Genomic DNA, 25,293 nt, shown 5'->3' on the forward strand with positions numbered 1-25,293 from the left:
GTGATCGACCAGACTGCCATCATTCACGATACTGCCGTCGTCCATGAGTCTGCCGTCATCGGTAAAGGGGTTGAAATCGGCCCCTTTTCTGTCATCGGTGCCGAGGTGGAAATCGGCGACAACACCTGGGTCAGCTCCCATGTGGTGATCAAGGGCCCGACCAAGATTGGTCGTGGCAACAAGATCTTCCAGCACACCTCCATCGGTGAGGATTGCCAGGACAAGAAGTACGCCGGCGAGCGCACCTTCCTCGAGATCGGCGACAACAACGTCTTTCGCGAGAACTGCACCGTGCACCGCGGCACCATCCAGGATCAGTCCCTGACCCGGATCGGCAGCGGCAACCTGTTCATGGTCAACGTCCACGTTGCCCACGACTGCATCATCGGTGACAACTGCATCTTCGCCAACAACGCGACCCTGGCGGGCCACGTGGTGATCGGCGATTTCGTGATCTTCGGCGGTCTCTCCGCGATCCACCAGTTCGGCCGCGTCGGCTCCCATGCCTTCGTCGGTGGCTGCGCCGCCCTCAACAAGGACGTGCCGCCCTACGTGATGGCCGCCGGCAACTACGCCAAACCGTTCGGGGTCAACTCCGAAGGGCTGCGTCGCCGCGGTTACACGCCTGAGGCCATCTCCGCCGTCAAGCGCGCCTACAAGGAGATCTTCCGCTCCGGCAAGACCGTCGAAGAGGTGCTGCCTGTGCTGATCGAGATGGCGCAAGCCGAGCCGGCCGTCCAGCTCTATGTGGATTTCCTCAAAGACAACGAGCGCGGGATCATCCGTGCCTGATCCGGTTCGCATCGGTATCGTCGCCGGAGAGGTCTCCGGCGACATTCTGGCTGCCGGTCTGGTACGCGAGCTGCAGGCCCGCTACCCGGACGCGCAGTTCGAAGGGATCGCCGGGCCGCGCATGCAGGCCCTCGGCGTGAAGGCCCTGTTCGAGATGGAAGAGCTCTCCGTCATGGGGATCACCGAGGTGCTGGGCCGTCTGCCGCGCATCCTCAAGGTCCGCCGCGAACTGCTGCGCCACTTCATCGCCAATCCGCCCGATATCTTCATCGGGGTGGATGCACCGGATTTCAATATCGGGGTGGAGCTGAAACTGCGCCGCGCCGGTATCAAGACGGTTCACTATGTCAGCCCCTCGGTATGGGCCTGGCGCCAGAACCGCATTCACAAGATCAAGGCCGCCACCGACATGGTGCTCGCCTTCCTGCCGTTCGAGAAAGCCTTCTACGACCGCTTTGATGCCCCTTGCCGCTTCGTCGGCCACACCATGGCGGACGACATCCCGCTGGTGCCGGATCAGGCCGCGGTGCGCAGAACCCTCGGCATCGACGCCAACCGCCGCTGGTTGGCGGTGCTGCCGGGCAGCCGCACGGCGGAAGTGGGCTTCATGTCCCCCCTGTTTCTCGAGGCGTGCAAGCACCTGACGGTGCGCTACCCGGATCTCGGCTTCATCGTGCCGCTGGTCAACCAGAAGCGGCGCGAGCAGTTCATGGCCATCAAGGCCGACGTGGCGCCGGATCTCGACATGGTGCTGCTGGAAGGGCAGGGTCGCGAGGCGATGATCGCCGCCGACGTGGTGATGCTGGCCTCCGGCACCGCCGCCCTCGAAGCCATGCTGGTGAAAAAGCCCATGGTGGTAGGCTACAAGCTCAAGCCCTTCAGCTACTGGCTGGCCCAGCGGCTGGTGAAGACCGAATTCGTCTCCCTGCCCAACCTGTTGGCCGGCCGCATGCTGGTGCCCGAACTCATCCAGCACGAGTGCACCCCGGAGAACCTGGTGGTCGAGGTGAGCAAGTATTTCGAGCACGACAACAGTGCGCTGGTGAACACCTTCACCGAGCTCCATCAGCTCATTCGCTGCAATGCAGACCACCAGGCCGCCGAGGCGGTGGCCGAGCTGCTGGGCCGGTAGAGAACGGGCTGCCAGCGTGGCTGCGCCAACGCGACGCCAGGCCCTGCGGGGCCTGTTTTGATTCAAGGCTACAAGATGATGATCGATATTCCTGACGACAAGCTGGTTGCCGGTGTGGACGAAGTGGGCCGCGGCCCCCTGGTGGGAGACGTGGTCACCGCCGCCGTCATCCTCGACCCGGCCAACCCGATCGCCGGGCTCAACGACTCCAAGAAGCTCTCCGAGAAGAAGCGGCTCGCCCTGTTTGACGAGATCAAAGAGAAGGCGCTGGCCTTCGCCATCGGTCGCGCCAGCCCGGCGGAGATCGACGAGCTCAACATCCTGCACGCCACCATGCTGGCGATGCAGCGCGCCGTGGCGGGGCTCAAGGTCACTCCCGAGCTGGTCTTCATCGATGGCAACCGCTGCCCGGCTCTGCCGATGGAAGCCCGCGCCGTGGTCAAGGGCGACAGCCTAGTGGCCGCCATCAGTGCCGCCTCGATCCTCGCCAAGGTGACCCGCGATGCGGAGATGACCGAGCTGGACAGCCGCCATCCCGAGTACGGCTTTGCCCGCCACAAGGGCTATCCGACTGCGGAGCACCTCGCCATCCTGGCCGAACGCGGCCCGTTGCCGGAATATCGTCAAAGTTTCAAACCGGTGCGCCGCGCACTGGGAGTGGAATAACCCATGCTGATTTGTCTAAGCGATGGCTGCTTGCGTAATGAGAGGGCATGACGATGGCTGACCCCCGTTTCATTCACCTGCGGGTGCATACCGACTTCTCCATGGTGGATGGTCTGCAGAAGATCAACCCCATCGTCGGGGCCGCGGCGGCCGACAACATGCCGGCGCTGGCCCTGACCGACCAGATGAACATGTGCGGCCTAGTGCGCTTCTATGGCGCCGCCCACGGCAAGGGGATCAAGCCCCTGGTCGGTGCCGACTTCTGGGTGCAGAGCAGTGAACTCGGCGACGAGCAGTTTCGCCTCACTCTGCTCGCCATGGACAACGACGGCTACCAGAACATCACATTGCTCATCTCCCGTGGCTATCAGCGCGGTCATGTGCAGGGACGGCCGGTCATCGACAAGGAGTGGCTGGTCGAGCACGCCAAGGGGGTGATCGTGCTCTCCGGCGGGCGCGAGGGGGACGTGGGCAAGTTCCTGCTCAAGGGCAACCGCCAGATGACCGAGCAGTGCGTCGCCTTCTACCAGACCCACTTCCCTGACGCCTACTACCTGGAGCTGCTGCGTACCGGTCGCCCCGACGAGGAGGTCTACCTGCACATGGCGGTGAACCTCGCGAGCGAGTTCGCGCTGCCGGTGGTGGCCACCAACGAGGTGGTGTTCCTCACCGCCGATGACTTTGACGCCCACGAGATCCGGGTCGCCATCCACGACGGCTACACCCTGATGGACAAGCGTCGCCCGCGCCGCTACAGCCCGCAGCAGTACCTGCGCAGCCAGGACGAGATGTGCGAACTGTTCGCCGACATCCCGGAGGCGCTGGAGAACACGGTGGAGATCGCCAAGCGCTGCAACGTGACGGTGCGTCTGGGTGAATACTTCCTGCCCAACTTCCCCACCGGCGACATGACCACCGAAGACTTCCTGGTGGCCAAGTCGAAAGAGGGGCTGGAGGAGCGGCTCGAGTTCCTGTTCCCGGATCCGGCGGTGCGGGCCGAGCGTCGTCCCGAGTACGACGAGCGCCTCGACATCGAGCTCAAGGTGATCAACCAGATGGGCTTCCCGGGTTACTTCCTCATCGTGATGGAGTTTATCCAGTGGTCCAAGGACAACGGCATCCCGGTCGGCCCGGGCCGGGGTTCGGGTGCGGGTTCGCTGGTGGCCTACGCCCTCAAGATCACCGACCTGGATCCACTCGAATTTGACCTGCTGTTCGAACGTTTCCTGAACCCCGAGCGGGTCTCCATGCCCGACTTCGACGTCGACTTCTGCATGGACCGACGGGACGAGGTGATCGAGCACGTCTCCGAGATGTACGGCCGGGATGCGGTGTCCCAGATCATCACCTTCGGCAGCATGGCGGCCAAGGCGGTGGTGCGAGACGTGGGCCGGGTGTTGGGCCACGCCTACGGCTTCGTCGATCGCATCTCCAAGCTGATCCCGCCGGATCCCGGCATGACCCTGGCCAAGGCGTTCGAGGCCGAGCCCAAGCTGCCCGAGCTCTACGAGCAGGACGAAGAGGTCAAGGATCTCATCGACATGGCGCGCCGGCTGGAAGGGGTAGTGCGCAACGCCGGCAAACACGCCGGTGGCGTGGTGATCGCGCCCACCAAGATCACCGACTTTGCGCCGCTCTACTGCGATGACGAGGGCCATCACCCGGTCACCCAGTTCGACAAGAACGACGTGGAGTACGCCGGCCTGGTGAAGTTCGACTTCCTGGGTCTGCGCACGCTCACCATCATCGACTGGGCGCTCGGCATGATAAACCCGCGCCTTGCCAAAGAGGGCAAGCCGCCGGTCGACATCGCCGCCATCCCCATCGACGACAAGCGCTCGTTCGACCTGCTGCAACGCTACGAGACTACCGCGGTATTCCAGCTCGAATCCCGCGGCATGAAGGATCTCATCAAGCGGCTGCAGCCGGACTGTTTCGAAGACATGATCGCTCTGGTGGCCCTGTTCCGGCCGGGCCCGCTCCAGTCGGGCATGGTGGACAACTTCATCGACCGCAAACACGGCAATGAAGCCATCTCCTATCCGGACGAGAAGTGGCAGCACGAGAGTCTGCAACCGATCCTGGAGCCCACCTACGGCATCATCCTCTACCAGGAACAGGTGATGCAGATCGCCCAGACCCTGGCCGGGTACACGCTCGGTGGCGCGGATATGCTGCGCCGGGCCATGGGCAAGAAAAAACCCGAGGAGATGGCCAAGCAGCGGGCCGGTTTTGAAGAGGGCGCCATCAAGAACGGCGTCGACGGCGAGCTGGCGATGAAGATCTTCGACCTGGTGGAGAAGTTCGCGGGCTACGGCTTCAACAAGTCGCACTCCGCCGCCTATGCCCTGGTCTCCTACCAGACCCTCTGGCTCAAGACCCACTTCCCGGCCGAGTTCATGGCGGCGGTGATGACCGCCGACATGGACAACACCGACAAGATAGTGACGCTAGTGGACGAGTGTCAGCGGATGGGGCTGACGGTGATCCCGCCGGATGTGAACACCGGTCGCTACCGCTTCAGCGTCAACGAGGACGGTCATATCGTCTACGGCATCGGCGCGGTGAAGGGGGTGGGGGAAGGTCCCATCGATGCGATCCTGGAAGCACGGGATCGGGATGGCCCGTTCCGCGACCTGTTCGACTTCTGCAACCGGGTCGACATCAAGAAGCTCAACAAGCGGGTGATGGAGAAGCTTATCCTCTCCGGTGCCATGGACCGGCTCGGCCCTCACCGCGCCGCCCTGATGGCGACCCTGGAGGAGGCGATGCGTGCCGCCGAGCAGCACGCCAAGGCCCAGGCGGTGGGGCAGGTCGACATGTTCGGCGTGCTCACCGAGGAGATCGATGACGTCAAGAAGGCGTTCGCCAACGTGCCGCACTGGCCCGACAAGGTGTGGCTGGAAGGGGAGCGCGAGACCCTCGGGCTCTACCTGACCGGTCACCCCATCAACCAGTACAGCGGCGAGCTGCGTCGCTATACCTCGGGCCGGCTGTGCGATCTGCATCCCACCTCCCGCGATACCGTGACCACGGCGGCGGGGCTGGTGATCGCGGCGCGCAGCATGGTGACCAAGCGTGGCAACAAGATGGGGATCTTCACCCTGGACGACCGTTCCGGTCGCCTCGATGTGACCCTGTTCAGTGAAGCGCTGGAAAAATATGAAGAGTTGATGCAAAAAGACCGTATTTTGGTGGTTTCTGGACAGGTCAGCTTTGATGACTTCTCCGGTGGCCTTAAAATGTCGGCCCGTGAATTACTGGATATCAACGATGCGAGAGAGCGTTTTGCCAGGGCAATCCGCATCTCTCTCGATGAACAGCGAATCGATGATCGCTTTTTCCCGCGTTTGTGCGAGATTTTGGAGCCCGCCCGTGCCGGAGTCTGTCCGGTTCAGGTAAACTATCGTCGCCCCGGCTCCCGGGTGCGATTGACGCTCGGCACCGAGTGGCGGGTGACGCCCACCGATCAACTGATAGATGACTTGCGCGTCCTGCTGGGACGAGAGCGGGTTGAATTGGTTTTTGATTAGAGGATCTATAGTCCCTATGAGTCTTTTTCTGGATTTTGAACAGCCGATCGCCGAGTTGCAGGCACAGATCGATGAACTGCGCCATGTGAGCGAGCACAACAGTGCCGTGGATCTGAGCGAAGATATCCGTCGGCTGGAGAAGAAAAACGAAGAGCTGACCAAGAAGATCTTCGGCGATCTGGGCGCCTGGCAGGTGTCCCAGATGGCGCGTCATCCACAGCGCCCCTATACCCTCGACTACATCGAGCACATCTTCACCGATTTCGATGAGCTGGCCGGCGATCGCGCCTATGCCGATGACAAGGCCATCGTCGGCGGCATCGCCCGTCTGGACGGCGAGCCTGTGATGGTCATCGGCCACCAGAAGGGGCGCGAGACCAAGGAGAAGATCAAGCGCAACTTCGGCATGCCGCGCCCGGAAGGGTACCGCAAGGCCCTGCGCCTGATGGAGATGGCCGAGCGCTTCAAGATGCCGATCATCACCTTCATCGACACCCCGGGCGCCTACCCGGGCGTCGGTGCCGAGGAGCGTGGCCAGTCCGAAGCGATTGCCCGCAACCTGAAAGTGATGGCCGGTCTGACCGTGCCGGTGGTCTGCACCGTGATCGGTGAAGGCGGCTCGGGCGGCGCCCTGGCCATCGGTGTCGGCGATCGCGTCAACATGCTGCAGTACTCCACCTACTCCGTCATCTCGCCGGAAGGGTGCGCTTCCATCCTGTGGAAGAGCGCCGACAAGGCACCGGTGGCTGCCGATGCCATGGGCATCACGGCCCAGCGTCTGAAAGAGCTCAAGCTCATCGACAACATCGTTGAGGAGCCGCTCGGCGGCGCCCACCGCAATGTGGAGAAGATGGCCAAGCACCTGAAAGACCGCATCCAGCAGGATCTCAACGCCCTGCGTCCGCTCGACAACGAGCAGCTGCTGGAGCAGCGCTACCAGCGTCTGCTGGGCTACGGCTACTGCTGAGCCCGGTCGGGAACAAATGGATGATGAAAGGCCCTCGCACTGCGGGGGCCTTCTTTTTTATGGCGGCAGGGCTCCTGTCGGCAGGGAAAAATCCTGTCCATATGGATACCTGTTGGCATGATGTTTGCCAAAACCCCCTTGTTGGATCAATTCAGCGGCGATTTGTGGCCAAAAAAAGTGGGATCCCACTCCCGTTTTGCTTAAAGTGGCCCTTTCCGATCGACCCGATCGGCATGCCCGCAAGGACGCTCTGCGGACGTAAACAGGCCAGCCCGGCCTGACTCACAGGAATGTTCACCCTGCCGGCGGCACTGCCTTTTGCAGCGCCCTGCTGCCCGTTCAGCCGCCCGGTGTTACGTCACTCTCATCTTGCATCGTCTCCATCTGCAGCGAGTGAATCATGAGCGAATCGGTTTTTGAGATCCACGACTGGACCCTGAGCGTCGACGACAACATGCTCTGTCGCCCCGACCGCGAGGTCTACCTCGAGCCCCGGCTGGTCAATCTGTTGCGCTTCCTGGCGAGCAACGCCGGTACCGTGTTCGGGCGTGACTGCCTGATCAACGAGGTGTGGGACGGCGCCGAGGTGACCGATCAGGTGGTCACCCAATCCATCTTCGAGCTGCGCAAGATCCTCAAGGATGGCCGCAACGACGCCGCCGACTACATCGTCACCGTGCCCAAGCGCGGCTACAAGCTGGTGGCGCCGGTGCGGCCGCAGCAGGTGGTCTCGGTGGTGATGGCAGGCGAGCAGGAGAGCGTCAATGCCCTCCGGCCGCCGCTCGCGGTGCCAGCCATCGATGAAGAAGAGGAGCAGGCCAACGTCACCCCCTTCCCGGCCGGCCCGCTGACCCGCGCCGTCACCACCCATGCCAGGGAGGGGGGCAGCCGCTGGAAGCTGGTGGGGTTCGACATCTTCGTGGTGGCGATCCTGGTCACCCTGGTCAGCCTGCTCAGTTATCAGCACGCCAGCCCTCAGGTGCACTCCATGCTGGATCCCGAGCTGCTGGTGTTTCGCTTTCACTCCGGCATGGATGGCAGCAACGAGAACGTGCGCCTCGCCGACGGCATCACCCGCGCCCTGATGGGGGAGGTGGCCGCTGCCACGCCGCTGCGGGTGCAGTACGGCGCCAACACCCTGATGGGGGGCATCCTGCCCGGCAAGGAGTTGAGCGTGCGGGTCTCCCGCCAGCCGGGGGGTACCTATCTCGATCTGGAGTACCGCAACATCAACACCAACCGGGTGCTGTTCAGCCACCAGTACCAGCTCAGCCGCCACAACGTGCACGGGGTGCTGCAGGCGAGCAGCCGGGATCTGCTGAGCGCCCTCAATCAGCCGGACGCGCAGCCTGGCATGGGATGGCCCACCGATGACGGCGCCTTGATGGCCATGATGGAGGCGCACTACTACATCAACAGCCAGGATCCGGTGGCCCTCAAGCGTGGCGTCGAGCTGCTCGACAAGTCGCTGACCAGCCAGCCGGATCAGCCGCTGCTACTGGCGGAGCGCTATCTGGCCGGGGAGGCGCTGGCAACCCTGACGGGCACCCCCCAGAGCGACCGGTTGCAGCAGATCGGTGCTCACCTGGCCCGGGTGGTTCAGAGCCAGCCGTTGCAGCCGGCCCGGGTGTGGGAGGCGCTGACCCTGCAGGCCATTCTGGGCGGCCAGCAGCAGGAGGCCAACCGTCTGCTGGGTGAGGCTGGCAGCCGGGGTCGTTCTGTGCTCTATCACATATTGCGCGGCAAGCTGGCGGAGCTGGATGGCCACCCGGAAGCGGCGGGGGATGCCTACAGCCAGGCCTTCCTGATGGAGGCGACCGAGCAGACCTACCTGCTCTGCCAGCAGCTCGGTTTTTACAGCAATATGGAAACCCTCACCCCGGCCCTGTTCAATGCCCTTGGCCAGAGCAAGGTGAAGCTGTTCTGACTTCTTTCGGGGCCATCCTGGCCCTGTCGCCAAGGCGGCGCTCACCGCCGGTTGCCTGAGGGCCACCGGCGGGTGCGCCGTCTGACCTTCTCTCAGCCATATCCATCCCCATCCTAGGTAGGCATGAGCCATGGTTGCCGCCATCCTTGGCGCCAGCATCGAACTGTCTCTCTGTCTCCCCGCCGAACCAGCCGAGCTGGTGCCGGTGTGTACCGTGCTGCAGGCACTCAAGGTGCCCGATCTCAGCCTTGATATTGTCTTGAGTTGTCTTGAGCCAGGAGCGAGGCGCAGTTGTGGTCGCCAGCCGGTGCCAGTTGTGGCGGCCCAGCACTACCGGCCGAAGGCGAGAGCGTACCCACGGCCGAGGGAAGAGCAAAAACATCCAGCAAAAGGGGCCGTGCGAACCCGTCTGCCGGGCATGGCCAGACACTATGGGTCATGAATGACGCGCTTTATGCCGCTGCGCCCCTCAGAAAAATATCAAGGCGTGCCGACTGGCACTCATCGGCCGTATCAAGGAGGGCGGCGGATATCAAGGTTTTATCAAGGCGCTCGATGACGCATCAGTCAGCTGATTGTTTTTAAAGTGTTTTTATCGATTTTGTCCGTCCGGTCGAAAAAGTTCACTCATGTTTTTATCCCTTAGCTGGTCTTTATGTTTTCCGGGGCCGAGGAGCCTAGTCTGTGGCCATTGGTTGGCGGGAGGCTCCGCCAAGCGTGTGTTTGATGCCTTAATATCGACCCGGAGATTTTATGTCCCTAGATACGAGCAAGAAGATCGGCCTTGTCGCCTGTACAGGTGTGGTGGCCGGCAACATGATGGGGAGCGGTATTGCACTGCTGCCCTCGGCCTTGGCCACCATAGGTTCCATCTCTGTGTTCAGCTGGGCCATCTGCCTGGTCGGCGCCATGGGGCTGGCCTTCGTGTTCGCCCGCCTCGCCACCAAGAACCCGCAGGAGGGCGGCCCCATCGCCTACGCCGGCGAGATCTCTCCGGTGTTCGGCTTCCAGACCGGTGTGCTCTACTACCATGCCAACTGGATCGGCAACCTGGCCATCGCCATCACCGGCGTCTCCTACCTCTCCGTCTTCTTCCCGATCCTCAACAGCCCGATCCCGGCCGCCGCGGCCACCATCGCCGCCGTCTGGATCTTTACCCTGGTCAACCTGCTGGGCGGCAGTTGGGTGAGCCGGCTCTGTACCCTGGGGCTGGTGCTGATCCTGCTGCCGGTGGTGGGCACCGCCCTGGTGGGTTGGGGCCATTTTGATGCCGCCGTCTACAGCCAGAACTGGAACACCACCAGCGGCAGCGACCTGCATGCGGTCATCAGTGCCGTGCTGATCTGCCTCTGGTCCTTCGTGGGGGTAGAGTCTGCTGCCGTCTCCTCCGGCATGGTGAAGAATCCCAAGCGCACCGTACCGCTCGCCACCATGCTGGGCACAGGTATCGCTGGGGTCATCTACATCCTCTCCACCCAGGTGATCAGCGGCATGTTCCCGGCCGGTGAAGTGGCTGCCTCCGGCGCACCGTTTGCCATGGCCTCCTCCGTCATCTTCGGCAACTGGTCCGCACCGTTCGTCTCCGCCTTTACCGCCCTGGCCTGCTTCACCTCGCTGGGCTCCTGGATGATGCTGGTGGGCGAGGCGGGCAAGCGCGCCGCCCACGACGGCAACTTCCCGAAAATCTACGGTGAAGTGGACAAGAACGGCGTGGCCAAGAAGGGTCTGATCCTGGGCTCCCTCAAGATGACTGCGCTGATGATCGGCCTGACTGCCTTCACCTCCCAGTCCGCCCACGCGGCCGATCTCTTCAACGTGCTGACCACAGATGCGGTGCTGCTGACCATGCTGCCCTACTTCTACTCCAGCATTAACCTCATTCGCTTCGAGGGCATGACCTCCCGCAGCATCGGCGCCATGATCTTCTCCGGTGTGGCCTGCGTCTTCTGCCTGATTGCCCTGATGGGGGCCAAGGGTTCCAACCTCACAGCAACCTTCGTGGTGTCGCTCATCATCCTGATGTTCTACGCCAAAAAACTGGGCCTGCGTCAGCACGATGCCCTGCTGAGCGAACAGCCCAGCAACTGATTTCCCCTTTTATCTTCCGAGCGCTCTTCACTCACCATCCCTGATGGAGAGCGCCCTCTTACGTGTGGAGCATCAAGATGAACATCATTGCCATCCTCAACCACCTCGGCGTTTTCTTCAAAGAAGAACCCATTCGCCAGCTGCAAGCCTCCCTCGAGCGCAAGGGTTTCGAGGTCGTCTATCCGGTCGATGTGGCCGACTTGCTGAAACTCATCGAGAAGAACCCCCGCGTCTGCGGCGCCATCTTTGACTGGGACAAATATTCCCTGGGTCTGTGCAAGGAGATCCACGATCGCAACGAGAAGCTGCCGATCTTCGCCTTCGCCAACGACCAGTCCACCCTGGACATTCACCTGACCGACCTGCGCCTGAACGTGCACTTCTTCGAGTACCGTCTCGGCATGGCCGACGATATCGCCCTCAAGATGGGTCAGGCCACCCAGGAGTATCAGGACGCCATCCTGCCGCCGTTCACCAAGGCGCTGTTCAAGTACGTGGAAGAGGGCAAGTACACCTTCTGTACCCCGGGTCACATGGGCGGTACCGCCTTCCAGATGAGCCCGGCCGGCAGCATCTTCTATGATTTCTACGGCCCCAACGCCTTCAAGGCCGACGTCTCCATCTCCATGCCGGAGCTGGGTTCCCTGCTGGATCACTCCGGTCCGCACAAGGAAGCCGAGGAGTACATCGCCCGTACCTTCAACGCCGATCGCTCCTACATCGTCACCAACGGCACCTCCACCGCCAACAAGATCGTCGGCATGTACTCGGCGCCGGCTGGCAGCACCGTGCTGGTGGATCGCAACTGCCACAAGTCGCTCACTCACCTGATGATGATGAACGACGTGACTCCGATCTACTTCCGTCCGACCCGCAACGCCTACGGCATTCTGGGTGGCATCCCGCAGAGCGAATTCAGCCGCGACACCATCGCCGCCAAGGTGGCCGCCACCCCGGGTGCCCAGGCGCCGCGCTATGCCGTGATCACCAACTCCACCTATGACGGCCTGCTCTACAACACCGGCTTCATCAAGGAGGCGCTGGACACCCCCTACATCCACTTCGACAGTGCCTGGGTGCCCTACACCAACTTCAGCCCGATCTACGAAGGCAAGTGCGGCATGAGCGGCGAAGCCATGCCGGGCAAGGTGTTCTACGAAACCCAGTCCACCCACAAGCTGCTGGCGGCCTTCTCCCAGGCCTCGATGATCCACATCAAGGGTGACGTGGAGGAAGAGACCTTCAACGAAGCCTTCATGATGCACACCTCCACCTCGCCGCAGTACGGCATCGTGGCCTCCACCGAGATCTCCGCTGCCATGATGCGTGGCAACACCGGCAAGCGGCTGATCAAGGACTCCATCGATCGCGCCATCTCCTTCCGCAAAGAGATCAAGCGCCTGCGTGAGCAGAGCGAAGGCTGGTTCTTCGACGTATGGCAGCCGGACGACATCGACACCGTCGAGTGCTGGAAGCTGGATCCGAAGGATGACTGGCACGGCTTCAAGGACATCGATGACAACCACATGTACCTGGATCCCATCAAGGTGACCCTGCTGACCCCGGGCATGGGTCGCGATGGTCAGCTGCTGGAGAGCGGTATCCCGGCTTCCCTGGTCTCCAAGTTCCTGGACGAACGCGGCATCGTGGTAGAGAAGACCGGTCCCTACAACATGCTGTTCCTCTTCTCCATCGGTATCGACAAGTCCAAGGCGATGCAGTTGCTGCGCGCCCTGACCGAGTTCAAGCGCGGCTATGATCTGAATCTCACCATCAAGAGCATTCTGCCGAGCCTCTATCGTGAAGATCCGGCCTTCTATGAAGGTATGCGCATCCAGGATCTGGCCCAGCGTATCCACGATCTGACCCGCAAGTACCGTCTGCCGGAGCTGATGTTCAAGGCGTTCGACGTGCTGCCTGAGATGAAGATGACCCCGCACGCCGCCTGGCAGCAGGAGCTGGCCGGCAACGTGGAGGAAGTGCCCCTGCGTGACATGGTTGACCGTATCAGCGCCAACATGATCCTGCCCTACCCGCCGGGAGTGCCCCTGGTACTGCCGGGTGAGATGGTGACTACCGACTCCCTGCCGGTGCTCGAGTTCCTCGAGATGCTGTGCGAGATCGGTGCCCACTATCCGGGCTTTGAGACCGACATCCACGGCCTCTATCGCCAGGTCGACGGCAGCTACACCGTCAAGGTGCTGCGCTAATCACAGTGACAACAACGGGCCGCAAGGCCCGTTTTTCCCATTTTGATTCATCCATTTTTTGCGAGTCAGCATGAAGCGAGTTCTCTCCATCCAGTCCCACGTGGTGTTCGGCTGCGCCGGCAACAGCGCCGCCGTATTTCCTATGCGCCGCATGGGGCTGGAGGTGTGGCCCGTCAACACGGTGCAATTTTCCAACCATACCCAGTACAGCGCCGGCTGGCAGGGGATGGTGATGCCAAACGGCCATATCCGCCAGCTGATGGCGGGGCTGGCCGACATCGGCGTGCTGGGGCAGTGCGATGCGATCCTGAGCGGCTATCTCGGCTCGGCTGAGCAGGGGGAGGAGATCCTGGCGGCGGTGGCTCACCTCAAGGCGCTCAATCCGCATGCCCGCTATTTTTGCGACCCCGTGATGGGGCATCCCGACAAGGGGTGTATCGTCGCGCCCGGCGTCGCCGATTTTCTGAAAAACCGCGCGCTGGCCTGCGCCGACCTGCTGGCCCCCAATCTGCTGGAGCTGGAGCAGCTCACCGGCCGCGAGATCCACAACCTGAGCGAGGCACTGGCCGCCTGCCAGCAACTGCGTGAGGGGGGCGTCGAGCTGGTGATGGTCAAGCATCTGGGCCGCGCCGGCTTGAGCCTGGATCGGTTCGAAATGCTGCTGGTGTGCGAAGAGGGGGCGTTTCATATCTCGCGCCCCCTCTATGAGTTTCAGCGTCAGCCCATCGGAGTGGGGGATCTGCTGAGCGCGACCATGCTGGCCAACCTGCTGGCGGGCTTCACGCCGGTGGCGGCGTTCGAGCGCACCAATGCCAGCGTGGATGCGGTGCTGGCCCAGACCTGGCTGGCGGGCGCCTACGAGCTGCAGCTGGTGGCTGCCCAGCAGGCGCTGGTCGAGCCCGAGATCCGCACCTGCGCCAGCCGGCTGGGTTAGCCGCGCATCAGCCTGCGCGCCGTGCCAGCGTGACCTGCTGGCGGGCAAGCGCCTTGGGCGAGCGCCTGGTGTGCGGGGCGCAGGCCAGCTTGAGCAGGTGCCACTCGCGCCACAGCAACCAGCACAGTGGCAGGGTCAGCAGCAGCACAGTGGTGGGCTGGGCCAGCAGCACGCCGTCGCGGCCCCACCAGAGCGGCAGCATGAAGATCAGCGGCAGCAGCAGCAGGGTCTTGGCGATGGAGATGAACAGCGCCTGACGGGTGCGCGCCATGGATTGCAGCAACACGATGCCGAACATAATGATCCCCTCCAGCGGAATGGCGCCGAGATTGAGGGTCAGGCTGCTGATGGCGGCCGCGAGCAGCTCGCCATCCTGATCGCCGGTGTAGAGCATGGCTACCTGGCGCGGCAGCAGCTGGATCAGCAGCCAGACCGCCAGACCGTAGACGAGCGTGATCTTGAGCCCCATCTCCATCAGGAACTTCAGATCGCGATGGCGCTTGGCGCCGGCCGCCTGACTGACCAGCGGCTGGATGCCAAAGGCCAGCCCCTGCAGGATGACGATGAACACCGCCTCTGTGTAGCCGGCTACGGTGAAGCCCGCCAGATCCTTGACCGAGCCGTGCACCATCAGCTGGCTGTTGTGCAGCATCAGCAGCAGGCCAAGGTTGAATTGGGCGATAAGGCTCGGCAGGCCGGTGAACAGCAGGTTGGGCATGGCCGGCAAGCTGGGCAGCAGCTGGCGCCATTCCAGCCGCAATCTGGCGTGACGGGTAAAGAAGTAACCCAGGCCCAGCAGGCTGACCACCCCTTCCGAGATGAGGGTGGCCTGAGCCGTACCGATGAGTCCCAGCCCCAGCCGGCCCACCATGATGTAGTTGAGGATGATGTTGAGGATGGCGCCGCCGCTGACCAGCAGCATGGCGAGCCGCGGTCGGCCATCGTTGCGCAGCAGATAGGGCACCGCCAGGTTGCAGGCTAGCAGCAGGGTACCGCCGCCGATCCAGTAGAGGTAGTCGCTGGCCTGTTGCCAGGTGTCGGTGCCCTGCTCGATGCCCAGTGCCAGCAGGATGTCGATGTGCCAGTAGTGCAGCAGCAGCGGTGCCACCGTGCCCAGCCCCGCCAGCAGCCAGAGCGCATTGACCAGCGCCTGGCGGGCCAGCCCAGTGTTCCTGGCGCCCTGCTGGAAGGAGATGGCGGTGGCCGCCCCCATGCTGATCATGGCGGCAAGGCCGATCAGCACCATGATGACCGGGTAGACCAGGTTGATACCGGCGAGGCCGGCGGCCCCCACGTAGTGGCCGACGAAGATGCCATCGACCAGGTAGTAGGCGCCGGATACCAGCATGGCCATGACGGAGGGGAGGGCATAGCCCCAGAAACGGCGGGTCATCGCCCGCTGGCGCAGAGTGAAATAGGCAGACATATCTGTTCTCTTGGGGAGTTCGATTATCGAGCAGACAGTCTAGATTAATATTATTTTTGCGATAATCCGGGTTCTACTTGAAGGATTGATGAGTAATATTCAGTAATTGGTAGGTTGATAGTGGGCTTTCAGCATGTCGATGAGCGCTCGCAAACCGCTGCCCAGCTGATGCCGGCTGGGATAGAAGAGATAAAAACCGGCAAAGGTGGGGCACCAGGGCTCCAGCACGGTGAGCAGTTTCCCCTGGGCCACTTTTTGGCTCACCTCCTCTTCCAGACAGTAGGCCAGCCCCAGCCCCGCCTCGGCCGCCCCCAGATAGAGGGCCGGCGTGCTGGTGGTGAGCGGACCCGTCACCTCTATCTCCAGCAGGGATCCCTCCTCCCCGGCGAAGGCCCAGCGGTAGTGATGAGAGGGGGTGAGCCGGTAGCCGATGCAGGCGTGGCGCGACAGCTCGCGAGGGTGTTGCGGGGTGCCGTGTTCGGCCAGATAGGCGGGCGCCGCCACCACCAGATAGCGCTGGGGCGGCCCAAGCGGTACCCCGATCATCTCCTTGGGCAGCAGATCGCCGTAAAAGATAGCGGCGTCATAACCATCCTCGATGAGGCGCGGCATCAGCTCCTGTTCCACCACCTCCACCTGCATGCGTGGGTAGCGCACCAGGTAATCGATCAACACCGGGGCCAGCAGGTCGTCGATGGCCCCGCGCGGTGCGCAGATCTTCAGCCGTCCCACCGGCTCGTCGCTGTGACGGGTCAGCTCGCCCAGTGCGCTCTCCAGATGGTTCAGGGTCGGCAGCAGCTGGGTCAGCAGCCGCTGGCCCGCCTCGGTGGGCACCACGGCGCGGGTGCTGCGGTTGAGCAGCCGTACCCCCAGCCGGGTCTCCAGCCCTTTCAGGCTGTGGCTCAGGGCGGATGCCGAGACCCCAAGTTCGAGGGCGGCCTTGCTGAAGCTCTGGTGACGGGCGACGGCGGCAAACACCGCCAGTTCGGCGAGGTCGGTACGGGTGATGGCCATATTAATTCAGCGGAAAAATGTTGAACAACAGGGTACGCCAGGGCGGGGCAAGGCACAACGTGGCCAACAAACAGACACATGTAGCGAAATTGTTGTACCCATAAGGATATAGATACGGGTGAAACTACCGTTATTTGTTAACAGCTGTTCACAAAATTGGGCTCGAAACGTGATCTCTGACGCCAGAAAGGCGATTCCAATCAAACTTTGGTTGATTAATTCAAAAAAACACTGTGATCGCTAAGGGGATTTAATTAGAGTCAGCTCATCGAAACAAAGGCGTGTTAGTGAGTTGTAAAAACTGACGCGTTTGCGGCCCTCGGGCCCACTCCCCACCGGTCTGTTTGTTGCAATTTGGTTGTTACATGGAGTGATGACCAGTTTGCCGGAGCGATGGGAATGAGAATAAAACAGGGATGAACTGCAGGCGTTCCAGGGAAATGGGACAGGGCATTGCGCCCGGTTGACTAGATATTTTCTATTTTCCTTGATGACAGGAACACCCCTATGTCTGACATGAACATTGCAGTAGAAGGCAACTTAGCCAGTAATGCATCTTCCCGTGGCATCAACAAGGCCGATGTGGTCTGGATGCTGGGTCTGTACGGTACCGCCATCGGTGCCGGTGTGCTCTTCCTGCCGATCAACGCCGGTGTAGGTGGCCTGTGGCCGCTGGTTGCCATGCTGATCCTGGCCCTGCCGCTGACCTTCTTCGCCCACCGTGGCCTGACCCGCTTCGTGCTGTCCGGCTCCACCCGTGACGGCGACATCACCGAAGTAGTAGAAGAGCACTTCGGCAAGACCGCAGGCAAGTTCATCACCCTGCTCTACTTCTTTGCCATCTACCCGATCGTGCTGATGTACTCGGTCGCCATCACCAACACAGTCGAGAGCCTGATTGTTCACCAGCTGGGCATGACTGCACCTCCCCGTGCCGTCCTGTCACTGGCGCTGATCCTGGGTCTGATGGCGGTTGTTCGTCTGGGCGGCCAGGTCATCGTCAAGGCGATGAGCGTGCTGGTATTCCCGTTCGTGATCACCCTGATGGGCCTGGCGCTCTACCTGATCCCGCACTGGAATGGTGCCATCATCACCGAAGCCCCGGCGCTGGGTGATGCCTTCAACGGCGATTTCATCAAGACCCTGTGGCTGGCCATCCCGGTCATGGTGTTCTCCTTCAACCACTCCCCGATCATCTCCTCCTTCGCGGTGGACAACAAGGGTCGTTACGGTGAAGGTGCCGAGAAGAAGTGCAGCAACATCCTGCTGGGTGCCCACGTCATGATGGTGATGACCGTTATGTTCTTCGTGTTCAGCTGCGTACTGAGCCTCTCTCCGGCTGACCTGGCTGCTGCCAAGGAACAGAACATCTCCATCCTGTCCTACTTGGCCAACCACTTCGACAACCCGGTTATCGCCACCGTGGCTCCGCTGATCGCCATGGTTGCCATCAGCAAATCCTTCCTGGGTCACTACCTGGGTGCGCAAGAGGGCATGAACGGCCTGATGGCCAAGGCGCTGCGCGAGAAGGGCAAGAACGTTGACACCAAGCAACTGAACAAAGTCACTGCCGTGTTCATGATCCTGACCACTTGGGCCATCGCCACCATCAACCCGAGCATCCTCGGCATGATTGAAGACCTGGGCGGCCCCATCATTGCCATGCTGCTGTTCCTGATGCCGATGTACGCCATCACCAAGGTGCCGGCCATGCGCAAATACGCTGGCAACATCAGCAACGGCTTCGTGACCATCATCGGCCTGATCGCCATGTCCGGTATCATCTACAAGCTGATTGCCTGATAACACCGGTCACCCGCTTGAATGAAGACGCCGCCTCGCAAGAGGCGGCTTTTTTTATGGCCGCTGTCCTGGGCTACGGCCTTGCATAAAACCGGGCATATTCTCGCCGCCGCCCTTAACAAAGGGGCGGGGCAGGCCTAACATGGCGGGATGTTTTTCTAGACAGGACAAAAGGATATGTCTGGGTTGAAAAAGGATCTCGGGCTCTGGCAGGGGATGGGGCTGCTCGCCACCTCGCTGCTCGGCACCGGGATCTTCGTGGTACCGGCGACCGCTGCCTCGCTGGCGGGCGGGGCTTCGCTGTGGGCCTGGTTGCTGCTGATTGCGCTGGTGCTGCCCATCGCTTTTACCTTTGCCCGCCTCGGCCGCCGCTACCCCCACGCCGGCGGCGCGCCGCACCTCATTGGCCTCGCCTTTGGCAATGGCGCCGAACGCTTCTCCGCCTTCCTGTTTCTGGCTGTGCTGCCGGTGGGTCTGCCCGCCGCCCTGATGATCGCCGCCGGCTTCTGGCACGCCCTGTTCGATCTGGGGGAGTGGACCCTGTGGGGCATCCAGCTGCTCACCCTGCTGGGGGTATTTTTGCTGGGGGTGCGGGGGGCGCGCTCCTCCGGCAACCTGCAGCTGCTGATCGCGCTCGCCATTTTGGGGCTCACCCTGCTCATCTGGTTCAAGGGGGATATCAGCTGGCGCGATGCCGCCCGGCCGCTGCCGACGACAGACGAGTGGCCTGCCATGGCCACCGCGCTGGCGGTGATGTTCTGGTGTTTCGTCGGGCTCGAGGCCTTCGCCCACATGGGGGAGGAGTTCAAGCGACCGGAGCGGGATTACCCTATCGCCCTGCTCGGCGGGGTGCTGCTGGCGGGGCTCATCTACTGGGTGCACTCGCTGGTGGTGCTCAAATATGGCCTCTACGGCGATGAGGCGACCAACGCCACCGCCATTCCGGCCCTGCTCTCCCTGCTGTTCGGCCCCACCGCCAAGTGGCTGGTGGCGGTGCTTGGCTACCTCTCCTGCTTTGCCAGCATCAACATCTACATTCAGGGCTTTGCCCGGCTTATCTGGAGCATGGCGCGCGAAGGCAAGCTGCCCCCCTCGCTGGCGGTGCTTACCGCTCGCGGCGCGCCGCTGCGGGCGCTCGGTCTGGTACTGCTCATCTGCCTGCTCTGCATCACCCTCATCATCTGGTTGCGACTGCCCCTCGATGAGCTGATCCGCTACGCCAACGGCAACTTCGTGCTGGTCTACCTGCTCTGCATGGCGGCGGGCTGGCGTCTGCTCGGCGGGGTCGGCAAGGGGCTGGCGGGGATAAGCGTACTGCTCTGCGCCTTGGTGCTGGTGGCGCTCGCCTCCCAGGTGCTCTATGCCGTCGTGCTGAGTCTGGGGTATGGCTGCTTCTCGTGGTGGCGGCGCAGAGGTCGCCGCTCGGCGCCAGATGATCGTGTCTGCGCCATCAAGTAACCCGAAAAAAGCCCCGCAGTGCGGGGCTTTTTGCTTCCGTTCAGCGGCTGGCGGGCAGGTCGCTGCGCAAGATGGCGTAGTGGCGCAGGGAGATGAAACCGTCCCCCTTGCGTTCGCACTCCCGCGCCGTGCCCTCGTAGTGAAAGCCGGCCCGCTCCAGCAGGCGGGCGGAGGGGAGGTTGGGCTCCTCCACCACCGCCAGCAGCCGGTGCAGCTCGGTGCTGCGATAAGTGAGCGGCAGCCACAGTTGCAGCGCCGCGCTCATCACCCCCTTGCCCCAATGTTCGGGATAGAGCCAGTAGCCCAGCTCGGCCCGCCGGTGCTCAGGGTCTGCATCGTTGTAGCCAATGGCGCCGAGCGGCTCGCTGGTGCGCCGGTCGCGTACCAGGTGCCAGGCACCGCGACCGGTGCGGGTCAGCTCGGTATACCAGGCCATCTGGGCCTGGCACGCCGTCAGGCTGTCGTAGCTGACGCCGTAGTAGGCGACAACCCGCGGATCGGACAGGCCTCGGTAGATGTGGGGCAGGTCGGCGTCGCTGACGGGATCGAGCCGGATGTGGGGTTGTTGCGTTGATGTCATGGTGGCTCCTTGCGGCCAACCTGAGTTGGCCGCGTGAGTTGAGTGATAAAGGATGGATGATGCTGGCTGGCGTCAGGCAAAGCCGAGCAGGTCGGCAAGGCGCGCCAGCTCGTCACGCCACTGCTGTTGCAGGCGCGGGGTCTGGTGCCTGGGCTTGCGGGCCAGATCGGCGGCGAGCAGGGCATCGAGCTCATACCAGCGTGCCAGCAGTGCCTCTTCGTCATCCGTCGGGCCAGCCTGGGTCTGCGTGGTGGCGAGAAGTGTCAGGTTTGCACTGTCTGCTGCCGACAAGGGCGGGTTGCCCAGCAGCTCGGCATAGGCCCGCTCGGCGCTGTGAGCCTCCTGGATGCGCCCGTCCCTGATCAGCCAGAAGCGGTTGCAGCTGCGCTCGATCAGCTCCCGATCGTGGGAGACCAGCAGCACGCCCCCCGGGAAGGCGGCAATGGCGTCAGCCAGCTCCTCCTTGCCCGCCAGATCCAGGTGGTTGGTGGGCTCGTCGAGCCAGAGCATGTGGTGGCTGCCGAGGGACAAGGCGAGAAACAGCAGCCGTGCCCGCTCCCCCCCGCTCAGGGTGCGCACCTGCTGGCCATGGCGGACATAGGGGAAGCCCGCCCGGATCAGCGCCTGACGCCGAGCCCCTTCAGGAAGGGGGGCCAGCGGGTAGAGGGCATCGCTCAGGGTGGCGTCGTCAGCCAGCTGCTGCAGGGACTGATCGTAATAGGCGATGCTGGCGCCGGGGTGGCAGTACCAGCCCGCCTGCGGGCTCTGCGCGGCCAGTTCGCGCCAGCACTGGCGCAGCAGGGAGGACTTGCCGGTGCCGTTGGCACCGAGCAGGGCGATCCTGTCCCCCGCCCGCAGCCAGAGCCCTTCGGCGCGCAGCAGCGGCGGCAGTGTCGGCGCTGGCGCCACGTCGAGGGCCTCCAGCCGCAGCAGGGTGTCGGCGGGCAGGCTCAGCCCGCGCAGCTCGAGCCGCCAGGGGGCCGGCGCCGCGACCTGGCTTTGCTCCTCCTGCAGGCGGGCGATGCGTTTTTCCATGGACTTGGCCTGGCGTACCAGCTTCTCGTTGTCATGCTCCCGCCCCCAGATGGCGAGGCGCTTGCTACTGGCGCTCAGGCGGTCTATCTCTTTTTGCTCGTCGGCCCGGCGCAGGCGGGCCTGCTCATCCTCGGCGGCCAGCGCCGCCCGGGCCTGGCTGCAGGGCAGGGCGAAGCGGTGCAGCTGGCCACCCTGCAGGAGCAGGGTCTGATCCGTGACGCTGTCCAGCAGGCGAGCGTCGTGGGAGACCAGCACGAAGGCGCCGCGCCAGCCCAGCAGAAACTGCTCGAGCCAGAGCAGGGCGGGCAAGTCCAGGTGGTTGCTGGGCTCATCGAGCAGCAGCAGGTTGGGTTGACGCAGCAGGGCGCGCCCTATCTGCAGCCGGCTGTGCTGGCCACCACTCAGTGCACTGACCGGCAGCGCAGCCTGGGCTTCCAGCTGCAGTTCGGCCAGCAGCTTGTCTGCCTGCCACTCGGCGCTCGGGTCGTTGCCCAGTGCATCCAGCAGCACGGCGCGGGTGCTGAGGGTTGAAAGCCCGGCGGGCAGTTGCTGGGCCACGAACTCGCAGCGGCAGGCTGCGGCCTGCACGACCCGGCCAGCCTGGGGCGTGCGCTCGCCCGCCAGCAGCGCGAGCAATGTGCTCTTGCCGCAGCCGTTGGCGCCAATCAGGCCGAGTCGGTCGCCTGCGCGAATGCCGAGTTCGAGATGGTCAAATAACGGAAGGTGCCCCGCACTCATCTGCAGGGAATGGGTACTCATCAGGGTTGTCATGCTCTTGCTCTCTTAAATGGCGGGATCGGAAATCCCTGTCATCAGGAGCGCTGGCGACAACGGCAGAGTCGAGAAAGGTCTCGGTATGGAAGGGAGTCGGCTTTGCTCGAACCCGCTATCGCAGCGCGATGGTATGCAGGCAAGAGCAGGCGAATGTGCCGAACAGGCGAGCCGAGAACATCGGACACGCTTGGATAACCATTTTTTACCTCCTTGTGTTTCGTTATGGCACGGTGCGGCGATTATAAGCGCAGAAAAAATAACCGTCTATCCATGGCGGTGCCCTGTGGATGAGGCGGGAAGGCGCTTTGTCAGCGGCAGGGCAAAAAAACGCCCCGCTGGGCGGGGCGTGGTGATGGGGATGTCAGTCGCGGGGGGTCTTGAGCGCCTCAATCACATCGTCATTGGGGGCCAGCCCCTCCACGTGGTTGAAGCTCTCCACCCCCTCCTGCGGGTTGAGGGTGAAGGCGTCGGCGCTCAGGTAGCTGCCGCTGCCGGCACTCTCCACCACGACGATGAGCTCGGGCTGCTTGTCGCCGTTGAGATCCAGCAGCTTGAGCCCCTTGATGCTGCCATCGCGCGGCAGCACCTTGCCGTCGATGAACTGATCCAGCGGGAACTGGGGGTTGGCGCCGGAGTAGAGGCGCACGTCGTAGCTGCCGGTGGAGGCCGGTTCGCCGCGCCCTTCGCTGACGGTCACTACCTGGCCTGAGGGGAGCGTCAGCTGTTTGAAGAACCCGTCCGCCGCCTGGCTGGCGATGGGCAGGGTGAGCAGGCCGAGTGTCATGAGCAAGGCTTTCATCGGTTTGACCCTTGTTACTGCGGCGGCGGTTGCCCGCCACCTGTGTCACTGTGCGAACCGGTCGGGCAGTCCCCGCCGGTCCGCGTCATCCACCCCTCAGCGGGGTCGTCATTACCAGATCTTGACCCGTTTGGCCGGGTCCAGATAGAGCTTGTCACCCGGCTGGATGTTGAACGCCTCGTAGAAGGCGGGGATGTTCGGCACCACGCCGTTGACCCTGTATTCCGGTGGCGAATGGGGATCCGAGGCGAGCAGCATCTGCATCAGCTCGGGGCGATACATGCCTTTCCATACCTGAGCCCAGCCGAGGAAGAAGCGCTGCTCGCCGGTGAAGCCGTCCAGCACCGGGGCCTCCTTGCCATCTAGTGACAGCAGATAGGCCTTGTGGGCTATGGTGAGGCCGCCCAGATCGCCGATGTTCTCCCCCAGGGTGAACTGGCCGTTGACGAACTGCCCCGCGATGGGCTCGAAGCGGTTGTACTGGGCCACTAGCCGGCTGGTGCGGAAGCGAAACTCCTTGAGATCGGTCGGCGTCCACCAGTCGCGCATCACGCCGTCACCGTCGGATTTGGCCCCCTGATCATCAAAACCGTGACCCATCTCGTGACCGATCACCCCGCCGATGGCGCCGTAGTTGACCGCGTCATCCGCTTGCATGTCGAAGAAGGGGGGCTGCAGGATGGCGGCCGGGAAGACGATCTCGTTGTTGCTCGGGTTGTAGTAGGCGTTCACCGTCTGCGGTGACATGTGCCACTCGTCTCTGTCCACCGGCTTGCCGAGGCGCGCCAGGTTGTCGGCGTATTCGAAGGCGCGGGCGCGCTGCAGGTTGCCTACCAGATCGTCGGCGCGGATCGCGATGGCGCTGTAATCCTTCCACTTGTCCGGGTAGCCGATCTTTGGGCGGAACTTGGCGAGTTTCTCTTTGGCCTGGGCCTTGGTGGCTGGCGACATCCAGTCCAGCTCCTCGATGCTCTGGCCGTAGGCGGTGCGCAGGTTCTCCACCAGCTGCTCCATGCGGGCCTTGGCCTGGGGCGGGAAGTAGCGCTCCACGTAGAGCTTGCCCACCGCCTCGCCCAGATGATCGTCTAGCACGCCGAGCGCCCGCTCCCAGGGGGCCCGCTGCTTGGGCGTGCCGCTCAGGGTGGTGCCGAAGAAGGCGAAGTTCTGGGCATCGGTCTGGCTGTCGAGGTAGGGGGCGTAATCGGTGATGAGCTGCCACTTGAGGTAGGCTTGCCAGTCGCCGATCGGGGTCTGCTTCATCACCTCGTTCAGGGCCGCGAGATAGCTCGGCTGGCCGATGACCAGGCTCTGCTGGCCGGCGAGGCCGGCCTGGCTCAGGTAGGTGTCCCAGTCGATGGCGGGGGCGAGGCGTTTGAGCTCGCTCTGGGGCCCCTTGTTGTAGTTCTTCTCCCGATCCCGCAGGTTGACGTTGTCCCACTGGATCTTGGCGAGTTTGCTCTCGAGGGCCAGCACCCGCTTGGCCTTGGCGGCGGCATCCGGCTCGCCGAAGCGACCCAGCATGGTGGCGATGTGCTGCTCGTATTTCTTGAGCAGCGCCTGGCTGGCGGCATCCGTCTTGAGGTAGTAGTCCCGATCCGGCAGGCTGAGGCCGGCCTGGTAGAGGTAGACGGCATAGCTGTCCGGGGCCTTGGCGTCGGCGTCTATCCAGAAGCCGAAGGGGGCGCCGCCGCCGTTGCGACCGCTCTGGGCGAAGGCGCGGGCGAGATCCTGGCTGCTCTTGATCTGCTCGATCTCGCTCAGCATCGGCAGCAGGGGAGCAGTACCCTTGGCATCCCTGGTCGTCTGATCCAGATAGCTGTGGTAGAGATCGCGGATCTGCTGGGCCTGGGTGCCGGCGGCAGCCTTGCCATCCAGCCCTTCCACCAGCACCCGCACGTCCGCCAGGGACTTGTCCCGCAGCAGGTAGAAGGCGCCGTCGGCGGGCCTGTCGTCCGGGATCTTGGCGGTGGTCAGCCAGTGGCCGTTCACGTAGCGGAAGAAGTCATCGCCGGGTTTGACGCTGGTGTCCATGTTGGCCAGCGCGAGGCCGGAGTGCTTGTTGCTGGTATCCGGCGCCTGACTGCAGCCTGCCAGCAGGGCCAGCCCGATGAGGCCGGCCAGTATGCTTTTCTTATTGTTCATTTTTTGATTCCAA

General features: G+C 63.1%; 17 protein-coding genes. 11 read left to right on the forward strand and 6 right to left on the reverse strand.

The window, feature by feature from the left end:
- The 9 genes from lpxA (at position 1) to pdxY (ending at position 14,249) form a co-directional block, all read left to right on the forward strand.
- On the forward strand, positions 1–792 hold the full coding sequence (lpxA, locus tag G5134_RS02450) for an acyl-ACP--UDP-N-acetylglucosamine O-acyltransferase (protein WP_005303438.1): 792 nt from the start codon (positions 1–3) through the stop codon (positions 790–792).
- Positions 785–1,924 (forward strand): lipid-A-disaccharide synthase, encoded by a 1,140-nt coding sequence (gene lpxB, locus G5134_RS02455; RefSeq protein ID WP_005303436.1) that lies wholly within the window; start codon positions 785–787, stop codon positions 1,922–1,924. The genes lpxA and lpxB overlap by 8 nt, the downstream gene beginning before the upstream one ends.
- A gap of 75 nt (positions 1,925–1,999) precedes the next feature.
- Positions 2,000–2,590, forward strand: a complete 591-nt coding sequence (gene rnhB, locus G5134_RS02460) for a ribonuclease HII (RefSeq protein ID WP_421231849.1) — start codon at positions 2,000–2,002, stop codon at positions 2,588–2,590.
- A 53-nt stretch (positions 2,591–2,643) separates the two neighbouring features.
- Positions 2,644–6,123 (forward strand): DNA polymerase III subunit alpha, encoded by a 3,480-nt coding sequence (dnaE, locus tag G5134_RS02465; RefSeq protein ID WP_005303432.1) that lies wholly within the window; start codon positions 2,644–2,646, stop codon positions 6,121–6,123.
- A 16-nt stretch (positions 6,124–6,139) separates the two neighbouring features.
- Positions 6,140–7,090 carry an acetyl-CoA carboxylase carboxyl transferase subunit alpha gene (gene accA, locus G5134_RS02470; protein ID WP_005303428.1) on the forward strand — a complete coding sequence of 317 codons (951 nt, stop codon included), beginning with the start codon at positions 6,140–6,142 and terminating at the stop codon, positions 7,088–7,090.
- A 400-nt stretch (positions 7,091–7,490) separates the two neighbouring features.
- Positions 7,491–9,017, forward strand: a complete 1,527-nt coding sequence (gene cadC / locus G5134_RS02475) for a lysine decarboxylation/transport transcriptional activator CadC (RefSeq protein ID WP_421231850.1) — start codon at positions 7,491–7,493, stop codon at positions 9,015–9,017.
- Between the two features lie 753 nt (positions 9,018–9,770).
- The gene (gene cadB, locus G5134_RS02480) at positions 9,771–11,105 is read left to right on the forward strand and encodes a cadaverine/lysine antiporter (protein WP_005303424.1); all 1,335 of its coding nucleotides are present in this window, start codon (positions 9,771–9,773) and stop codon (positions 11,103–11,105) included.
- Between the two features lie 77 nt (positions 11,106–11,182).
- Positions 11,183–13,315, forward strand: coding sequence for a lysine decarboxylase CadA (locus G5134_RS02485; protein WP_421231851.1), 2,133 nt, complete (start codon positions 11,183–11,185; stop codon positions 13,313–13,315).
- 70 nt (positions 13,316–13,385) lie between these two features.
- A complete protein-coding gene (pdxY, locus tag G5134_RS02490) occupies positions 13,386–14,249 on the forward strand; it encodes a pyridoxal kinase PdxY (protein WP_421231852.1) in 864 nt (287 codons plus the stop codon).
- A 7-nt stretch (positions 14,250–14,256) separates the two neighbouring features.
- Here the strand turns inward: pdxY and G5134_RS02495 are convergent, their stop codons facing one another.
- Positions 14,257–15,675 carry an MATE family efflux transporter gene (locus G5134_RS02495; protein WP_421231853.1) on the reverse strand — a complete coding sequence of 473 codons (1,419 nt, stop codon included), beginning with the start codon at positions 15,673–15,675 and terminating at the stop codon, positions 14,257–14,259.
- Between the two features lie 99 nt (positions 15,676–15,774).
- A complete protein-coding gene (locus tag G5134_RS02500; RefSeq protein WP_017781890.1) occupies positions 15,775–16,689 on the reverse strand; it encodes a LysR family transcriptional regulator in 915 nt (304 codons plus the stop codon).
- Positions 16,690–17,196: 507 nt separating this feature from the next.
- On the opposite strand from G5134_RS02500, the gene G5134_RS02505 reads away from it, so the two are divergent.
- Complete coding sequence (locus G5134_RS02505) at positions 17,197–18,492, forward strand: HAAAP family serine/threonine permease (protein WP_005303413.1); 1,296 nt, start codon at positions 17,197–17,199, stop codon at positions 18,490–18,492.
- A gap of 177 nt (positions 18,493–18,669) precedes the next feature.
- Complete coding sequence (yjeH, locus tag G5134_RS02510) at positions 18,670–19,950, forward strand: L-methionine/branched-chain amino acid transporter (protein ID WP_017787804.1); 1,281 nt, start codon at positions 18,670–18,672, stop codon at positions 19,948–19,950.
- A gap of 40 nt (positions 19,951–19,990) precedes the next feature.
- Here yjeH and G5134_RS02515 read toward each other — a convergent pair whose 3' ends face one another.
- The 4 genes from G5134_RS02515 to G5134_RS02530 all read right to left on the reverse strand — a co-directional run bounded on the left by G5134_RS02515 (position 19,991) and on the right by G5134_RS02530 (position 25,280).
- Positions 19,991–20,530 (reverse strand): GNAT family N-acetyltransferase, encoded by a 540-nt coding sequence (locus G5134_RS02515; RefSeq protein WP_017787805.1) that lies wholly within the window; start codon positions 20,528–20,530, stop codon positions 19,991–19,993.
- Between the two features lie 72 nt (positions 20,531–20,602).
- Positions 20,603–22,336, reverse strand: a complete 1,734-nt coding sequence (locus tag G5134_RS02520) for an ABC-F family ATP-binding cassette domain-containing protein (RefSeq protein WP_408772058.1) — start codon at positions 22,334–22,336, stop codon at positions 20,603–20,605.
- Positions 22,337–22,700: 364 nt separating this feature from the next.
- Entirely contained in the window at positions 22,701–23,138 is a 438-nt protein-coding gene (locus G5134_RS02525; protein WP_408772055.1) for a PliI family lysozyme inhibitor of I-type lysozyme, read from the reverse strand.
- 111 nt (positions 23,139–23,249) lie between these two features.
- On the reverse strand, positions 23,250–25,280 hold the full coding sequence (locus G5134_RS02530) for a M13 family metallopeptidase (protein ID WP_319906658.1): 2,031 nt from the start codon (positions 25,278–25,280) through the stop codon (positions 23,250–23,252).
- Between the last annotated feature and the right edge of the window lie 13 nt (positions 25,281–25,293).

It is taken from the genome of Aeromonas sp. 600276 (assembly GCF_049175815.1).
Classification (GTDB): domain Bacteria; phylum Pseudomonadota; class Gammaproteobacteria; order Enterobacterales; family Aeromonadaceae; genus Aeromonas; species Aeromonas dhakensis.

Bases quoted from the DNA above. Each gene is read 5' to 3' on its own strand.
- cadC (WP_421231850.1), top strand. From the start codon at position 7,491: ATGAGCGAATCGGTTTTTGAGATCCACGACTGGACCCTGAGCGTCGAC.
- G5134_RS02515 (WP_017787805.1), bottom strand. From the start codon at position 20,530: ATGACATCAACGCAACAACCCCACATCCGGCTCGATCCCGTCAGCGAC.
- cadB (WP_005303424.1), top strand. From the start codon at position 9,771: ATGTCCCTAGATACGAGCAAGAAGATCGGCCTTGTCGCCTGTACAGGT.
- G5134_RS02485 (WP_421231851.1), top strand. From the start codon at position 11,183: ATGAACATCATTGCCATCCTCAACCACCTCGGCGTTTTCTTCAAAGAA.
- G5134_RS02505 (WP_005303413.1), top strand. From the start codon at position 17,197: ATGTCTGACATGAACATTGCAGTAGAAGGCAACTTAGCCAGTAATGCA.
- G5134_RS02520 (WP_408772058.1), bottom strand. From the start codon at position 22,336: ATGACAACCCTGATGAGTACCCATTCCCTGCAGATGAGTGCGGGGCAC.
- accA (WP_005303428.1), top strand. From the start codon at position 6,140: ATGAGTCTTTTTCTGGATTTTGAACAGCCGATCGCCGAGTTGCAGGCA.
- G5134_RS02525 (WP_408772055.1), bottom strand. From the start codon at position 23,138: ATGAAAGCCTTGCTCATGACACTCGGCCTGCTCACCCTGCCCATCGCC.
- yjeH (WP_017787804.1), top strand. From the start codon at position 18,670: ATGTCTGGGTTGAAAAAGGATCTCGGGCTCTGGCAGGGGATGGGGCTG.
- dnaE (WP_005303432.1), top strand. From the start codon at position 2,644: ATGGCTGACCCCCGTTTCATTCACCTGCGGGTGCATACCGACTTCTCC.
- G5134_RS02500 (WP_017781890.1), bottom strand. From the start codon at position 16,689: ATGGCCATCACCCGTACCGACCTCGCCGAACTGGCGGTGTTTGCCGCC.
- G5134_RS02495 (WP_421231853.1), bottom strand. From the start codon at position 15,675: ATGTCTGCCTATTTCACTCTGCGCCAGCGGGCGATGACCCGCCGTTTC.
- G5134_RS02530 (WP_319906658.1), bottom strand. From the start codon at position 25,280: ATGAACAATAAGAAAAGCATACTGGCCGGCCTCATCGGGCTGGCCCTG.
- rnhB (WP_421231849.1), top strand. From the start codon at position 2,000: ATGATGATCGATATTCCTGACGACAAGCTGGTTGCCGGTGTGGACGAA.
- pdxY (WP_421231852.1), top strand. From the start codon at position 13,386: ATGAAGCGAGTTCTCTCCATCCAGTCCCACGTGGTGTTCGGCTGCGCC.